We start from the raw sequence: 6341 nt of genomic DNA, 5'->3' as shown, positions 1-6341 counted from the left end.
GTGCACCGGCGATGCGGGCTTGCGCCTCGGCCTGCTTGATGCGCGAGAAGGCGGCGGCGATTTCGTAATTGTTGCGCTGGCCTTCCTGCACCAGCGAAGACAACTCGCCGCTGCCAAACTGTTTCCACCAATCGGTATCGGGCCACAACTGCTCGGCATGCGCCACGTCGGCAGAGGCACCGCCGCCCCATTTGTCGGGCACCTGCATTTCGAGGATGGGATCGGGCTGCACTTCACGCGTGACGCAGCCGCCGATGGCCAGCACCAGCGCGGCCGCCATCGCCACCCGCGTCATGCGGGGCCATGGAGAAGACGTCAGCAGCGGTGTATTACGCAGTGTCATGGGCTTGAACATCGACAGATGAAAACAGAGAGGACCGGGTCACCCGGCGAAGCCGTTACTTTACAGCAAGCCTCGCGCCCGTCCCGCGATTACTTGGCGGCGCCGTTGCCATCGCCCGCCGGTGCCGGCGGATTGGCCGGCAGCAGTACCTGCTCGCCCTCCTTCAGACCGGACAGCACCTGAGCACGTTCGCCATCGCGAATGCCGATCTTGATCTTGCGCGTTTCCAGCGTGCCATCGGCCAGCACCACCTTGACGGTCTGGGTGCCATCCATGCCGGGCTTTGTCACCAGCGAACGCGGAATGGCCGGCACGTGTTCCGCCCGCGCCAGCACGAAATACACGTCGGCACTCATGCCGCTCATCAGTTCGCGGCTGGGATTGGCCACATCGAAGAGCACGGTGTAATACGCCTTCTTGCCCTGGCGGCCGGAGTCATCGGTGGGCAGCAGCATGATCTGGCGCAGCTTGCCGCTCCAGCGCTTGCCGGGATAGCCGGGGGTAGTGAAATACGCGGTCATGCCCTTTTGCAGGCGCGTCACGTCCTCTTCCGATACCGGCACCTGCACCGTCATGCGAGAGAGATCGGCGATGCGCATCAGCACTTCCTGATTGGCGCTGACCATCTGGCCGGGGCGCGCATTGAGGGTGACGATGGTGCCGCTGACCGGGGCCTCGATGCGGGTCTGCTTCTGCACGGCCTCATCTTCACGAATGGCCGCTTCGGTCTGCTGGATCTGGGCGTTGGTGGCATCCACGCGGGAGGCCGCCGCATACATGTTCATGCGGCTGGATTCGTAGGATTCTTCGCGGGTGGCGTTCTCGGCCTTCAACTGGGTCTGGCGCTGGAACTGCAGTTGCGCAAAGTCCAGCTGCGCATTCTGCCCGGCCAGCTCGGCCTTCAGGCGCGCCAGCGTGGCGCGGTTGCTTTCGATGCGGCTGTTCTGCACGGCCGGCGCGACGGTGGCCAGCAGGCGTCCGGCCTTGACCGCCTCGCCGATCACCACTTCCACATCCGAGATCTGGCCGGCGACCTTGGAGCCGACGTCCACATAATCCTGGGCCACCACATTGCCGGTGGCGTTGACGACCTGCTCCAGGTCGGCACGTTCGACGGCCACCGTTTCCAGCTTCACCGGAATCGGCTTGGGCGGAGCAGCCGGCGGCGACTGCCGCGCATAGAGCGCATAGCCTCCCCCCAGCACCAGCACCAGCGCGACGACGCTCCACCAGGCTTTCTGCCGGGCAGGCGCATGGGTGGTCGGGACTACGTGCGGAAGTTGGTCGTGCGGCTCGGTCATGTCACAGGCGGCAAGCATTAAATCAAGTCAGGGTCAACAATGCGTGATGATCCCTGCAAAAGATGACGGCCGAATGTCTTCGGCCGTCCCCTGTTCCGGTCGTGGTCCGCCCCCTCAGGCGGCCAGTGCCGGTGATGCGATGGCGGCGGCAGGTGCCGCTTGCTGGCGCGCGGCATGCCAGTCCGGATGGACCTCGGCAGCACCGCTCCAGACCGCCTGGTGCAGTTGCGACAGCAGGCCCGGTTCTTCCAGGATGCTGTTCTTCTGCTTGTCGTTCAGCGCGTCCGGCCCATCCTTGAGCGCGGTGCGCACCAGCTTCTCGCGCAGATGCTGCGTCAGTTGCGGCACGTGCGGGTGCGCATGCGCGGTGGCACACACCAGCGCATTGAAGGACGGATCGACCACGGCGTCGACGAAGCCCGGCAGCGGCGGGGTCTCTTCATGATGGCGCACTGTTTCGCGCAGCTCGAACGGTGGCGTGGTCTCTTCAGGGATCTTGAACAGACCCGCACGGCGGAAGCCACGGCCATAGGTCACGCGTGACGACAGCACCGACACCGGCACCGACACCGCCAGCGAACCGGCAATCGGAATGAGCCAATAAATGAAGGACGGATTGAGCCAGTACACCAGCGCCCCCCAGGCCACGCCCAGCACCGAATGCCAGCCATGGCGGCGTACCGCCTCGCCCCAGCCGGTTTCATTGTCGGCACGCGGCGGCGACTTCCAGCCGGCATTCCAGCCGAGGAAGGCCCCCAGCACGAAGCGGGTGTGGAACAGCATGCGCACCGGGGCCAGCGCCATCGAGAACAGCAGCTCGATCACCATGCTCACGAACAGCGCCAGCGCACCGCCGAAACCGCGTGCGCCCTTCACCGCAAACAGCAGCACGGCCAGGATCTTGGGCAGGAACAGGATGGTGGCGGTGGCCGAGACCAGCGCCAGTGCCTTCTCCGGATGCCATTCCGGCCAGATCGGGAAGAGCTGGCGCGGTGCCGTGAAATACTGCGGATCGATCAGCGTATGCGCCGCCAGCAGCACCGTGGAGAGGATCAGGAACAGCCCCCACAGCGGTGCCGACACGTAAGCCATCACACCGGTGACGAACACCGCGCGATGCACCGCGTGCATGCCACGCGCCAGGAACAGGCGGAAGTTCATCAGGTTGCCCTGGCACCAGCGGCGATCCCGGCTGAGTTCATCGAGCAGGTTGGGCGGCATTTCTTCGTAGCTGCCGTCCAGGTCATAGGCGATCCACACCGACCAGCCGGCGCGACGCATCAGCGACGCTTCCACGAAGTCGTGCGACATGATCGGGCCGGACAGGTTGCCCTTGCCCGGCAGCGGCGCCAGCGCGCAGTACTTCATGAAGGGCTGCAGGCGGATGATGGCGTTGTGGCCCCAGAAGTGCGACTCGCCCAGCTGCCAGTAATGCAGACCCGCGGTAAACAGCGGCCCATACACGCGGGTCGAGAACTGCTGTATGCGCGCATACAGCGTATCGCGTCCGGCTGCGCGCGGTGCGGTCTGGATGATGCCCGCGCCCGGATGGGCTTCCATCAGGCGGGTCAGCTTGGTGAGGCATTCGCCGGTCATGACGCTGTCGGCGTCGAGCACCACCATGTAGCGGTAATCGGCCCCCCAGCGGCGGCAGAAGTCGTCCAGGTTGCCGCTCTTGCGTTTGACGCGGCGACGGCGGTGACGATAGAAGATGCGTCCGAAGCCGCCGGTCTCGCGGCAAAGGCGGTCCCATGCAGCAGTTTCGGCAGCGCAGATGTCGGCTTCGCCGCTGTCGCTCAGGATGAAGAAATCGAAGTGCTGGATCTGCCCAGTGCGTTCCAGCGACTCGTAAGTCGCGCGCAGGCCGGCGAAGACGCGTGCCACATCTTCGTTGCAGATGGGCATGACGATGGCCGTGCGGGCCTCCGGTGCAATCTCGGTATGGCCGGCCTTCTCGTGCGAAATGAGGTACTTGTCATCACCGCGCATGAGGAGCAGGAAGCCGGTCATGGCCGTCCAGAAACCGGCCGAGACCCAGAGGAACAGCAGTCCGAACAGGAACAGCACCACCATCTCCAGCGGCTTGGTGCCGTGATACGGCAGCACGTCGCTCATGAAATAGGTGGCCATCGAGGTCTGCAGCACCATCAACACCAGCAGCGTAATACGGCGGATGTTGCCCGTATGCTGCCAGTGCCCCTTGGGATCGGGGGCCTCGGACTGGTCCAGGTGATCCTCGATGTAGCGCGGTTCGTCATCCACCGGCGGCGCGGCTTCAGCCACCTTGGCGCGGCCCTTGCGGGCGCGGCGCCAGCGGCTGGGACGGCGTTCCAGGCGGCGGTTTTCCTCTTCCACCCAGCGCGAGAAAGGATTGAGTTCGCCCCACGGACGCGGCACCATCGATTTGCGATGCATCGGCGGGCCGACCGGAATGCGCGGCTGGCCGCGCTCTTCACCGATGGGAGGAACGGGCGCACCCTGCACTGCCTGTGCTGCTTGCGCAGCGGGAACGGCCGCCGGTTGCGCGGCGGGATACATGAGACGCAGGCGCGCATCGACCGAAGCTTGCGCTGCGGCCGGTACCAGGCTGGCGTCGCGCCCGGAGGCCTCGGCCAGCACGCGGTGCAGGTCGGCCACCGGATCGCCGGAGCCGATTGCACCCGCGCGCGCAGCCAGGTCCTGGCGTTGCTCAGGCGACAGCGGCAGACGCGCGAGGTAATCCTCCAGCGTCTGCGAGGCTGCCGAAGTCTGCCTTAGTTGGGGGGTAATATGTAGCTCCACGTTTCAGACAAGGTTGTGCCGCCGTTGGCATTGCGCAGGAAACCGCGCAGCTCGACGGGCTTGTTTTCTTCCAGGCGGCGCAGCTTGACTTCCACGCGCCAGCCGCCGGTCATTTCATTCTTGCGGGTGGTGACGCTGGCCAGCTTGCCATTGGCATCGGCCTCGACCACGCCTTCCACGCGCGCATTGGCGGGCAGCTTCTTGAGGTTGCCGCCGTCGAAGTCGATGGCCAGCTGCTGCACCTCATCCTGCTTGCCTTCCTGCTTGGGACGGTAGCCGTGGCCGAACAGGGTCTGCGTGACGAAGGCCAGCGGCGGACGCTTCTCGTTGTCCTTCTGCCAGGACAGGCGGTATTCCACGTTCAGCGGCTGGCCCGGCTTGGGCAGCGTGTTGGGAATCCAGTAGGCCACGATGTTGTCGTTGGTCTCGTCGGGCGTGGGAATCTGCACCAGCTCCACGCGGCCCGAACCCCACTTGCCCTTGGGCTCGACCCAGGCGCTGGGGCGCGACTGGTAGTTGTAGTCCAGGTCTTCGTAGTGCGAGAAGCTGCGGTCGCGCTGCATCAGGCCAAAGCCCTGCGGATTGTCGAAGGAGAACGAGGTCACCAGCAGGCGCTTGGGGTTCACCAGCGGACGCCACAGCCATTCACCCGTGCCCGACTGCATCGACAGGCCATCCGAATCATGCACTTCCGGACGGAAGTCGTCGGCCGGACCCGGCTGGTTCTCGCCGAAGAGGAACATGCTGGTCAGCGGGGCAATGCCCAGCTTGGTGACATTGCTGCGCAGGTAGAGCTGGGCCTTGACGTCCATGGCGGTATCTACGCCGGGCTTGAGGACGAAGCGATAGGCACCGGTGGCGCGCGGCGAATCCAGCAGCGCATAGATCACCAGCTCCTTGGCATCGCCCGAGGGACGCTCCAGCCAGAATTCGGTGAAGCGCGGGAATTCCTCGCCCGAATAGAGTGCGGTATCGATGGCCAGCCCGCGCGCGGAGAGGCCATAGCTCTGTCCCTTGCCCATGGCGCGGAAGTAGCTGGCACCGTGGAATGTCAGCACGTCATCCTTGACCTTGGCCGAGTTGAGCGGGAAGCGGATGCGGAACCCGGCAAAGCCGATGTTGCGCAGGGTGCGCGGATCGACGCTGCGGTTGGCGCTGTAATCGAAGAGCGCCGGATTGAAATGGATCTCGCGCACGGCATCGCCGACCACTTCATTGATCTTGACCGGCTCGGTATAGCTCGCGCCCAGATGGATGAAGGAAAGTTCGAAAGGCAGCTTCTGGGCGCGCCAGTACGACTTGTCATCGCGGAAGTAGATCTGGCTGGCCTGCTCGTAGCTCAGGTCCTTGAGCGACTTGGGCAGGTCATCGGCGGGCTTCTTGTACGACTTGCCGGCCAGCGCCTTGGCGCGGGCGGCCACCGTATTGAAATCAAAGGCCAGGGCAGCTTGTGGCAAGGCCAGCGCCAGCAGACCCGCCAGGGTCGCCGGAGCGGCAAGGCGACGCCACCAGGTCGATCGTGCGGCACTGCGCCGGGAAACGAGTCCCTCGCGCGGCCAGGAGGTGGTGTGAAGCAGCATTATTGTTTTGTCTGACATGCAATTTTCTGGTTGATTGCCCCGGCAGACACTGGAAGCAGCGCCGCACCGGAAAGCAGGCGCTAGTTTACCCAAATGTGGCGGGGATTGTTCGCTAGTTCATATGAAGATGGCATGCTTGCAGAGGGAATCGCCCTGAGGGGCAGTATTTCCTGAATGAAACTTCATTCGCCTGCAAACCCGGCCCCGGCGCGCGCAAGCGGCCAGCCGGTTCACGTATAAGGGCAGGTGGCGGCGCATAAAGTTCCGTGCCGCAGCATGGCTGCTGTAACATTATGCTTCTGTCGCCCTTGCATCCGGCCGTGCGCCGGGCTGCAG

At 64.7% G+C, this 6341-nt stretch carries 3 protein-coding genes and 1 pseudogene; all 4 read right to left on the bottom strand.

Translation table 11 applies throughout. The annotated features are described in order from the left end of the window. A pseudogene (locus B3873_RS02965) lies at positions 1 to 343 on the bottom strand (transporter); the annotation flags it as partial. Between the two features lie 89 nt (positions 344 to 432). Next, positions 433 to 1644 (bottom strand): efflux RND transporter periplasmic adaptor subunit, encoded by a 1212-nt coding sequence (locus tag B3873_RS02960; RefSeq protein ID WP_286863943.1) that lies wholly within the window; start codon positions 1642 to 1644, stop codon positions 433 to 435. A gap of 114 nt (positions 1645 to 1758) precedes the next feature. Further along, complete coding sequence (mdoH, locus tag B3873_RS02955) at positions 1759 to 4425, bottom strand: glucans biosynthesis glucosyltransferase MdoH (protein WP_286863942.1); 2667 nt, start codon at positions 4423 to 4425, stop codon at positions 1759 to 1761. Further along, positions 4398 to 6023 (bottom strand): glucan biosynthesis protein G, encoded by a 1626-nt coding sequence (locus tag B3873_RS02950; RefSeq protein WP_039784479.1) that lies wholly within the window; start codon positions 6021 to 6023, stop codon positions 4398 to 4400. Before B3873_RS02950 ends, mdoH begins: the two co-directional genes overlap by 28 nt. Positions 6024 to 6341 lie beyond the last annotated feature (318 nt).

Origin of the sequence: Herbaspirillum sp. UBA812 (genome assembly GCF_002296545.1) — a bacterium.
GTDB lineage: Bacteria > Pseudomonadota > Gammaproteobacteria > Burkholderiales > Burkholderiaceae_D > Herbaspirillum > Herbaspirillum huttiense.
Note: the sequence above shows the minus strand (reverse complement) of the source record. Positions and strands in the feature narration are given on the sequence as shown.

Coding starts and splice junctions, on each gene's coding strand:
- B3873_RS02960 (WP_286863943.1), bottom strand. CDS start 1,644: ATGACCGAGCCGCACGACCAACTTCCGCACGTAGTCCCGACCACCCAT.
- B3873_RS02950 (WP_039784479.1), bottom strand. CDS start 6,023: ATGTCAGACAAAACAATAATGCTGCTTCACACCACCTCCTGGCCGCGC.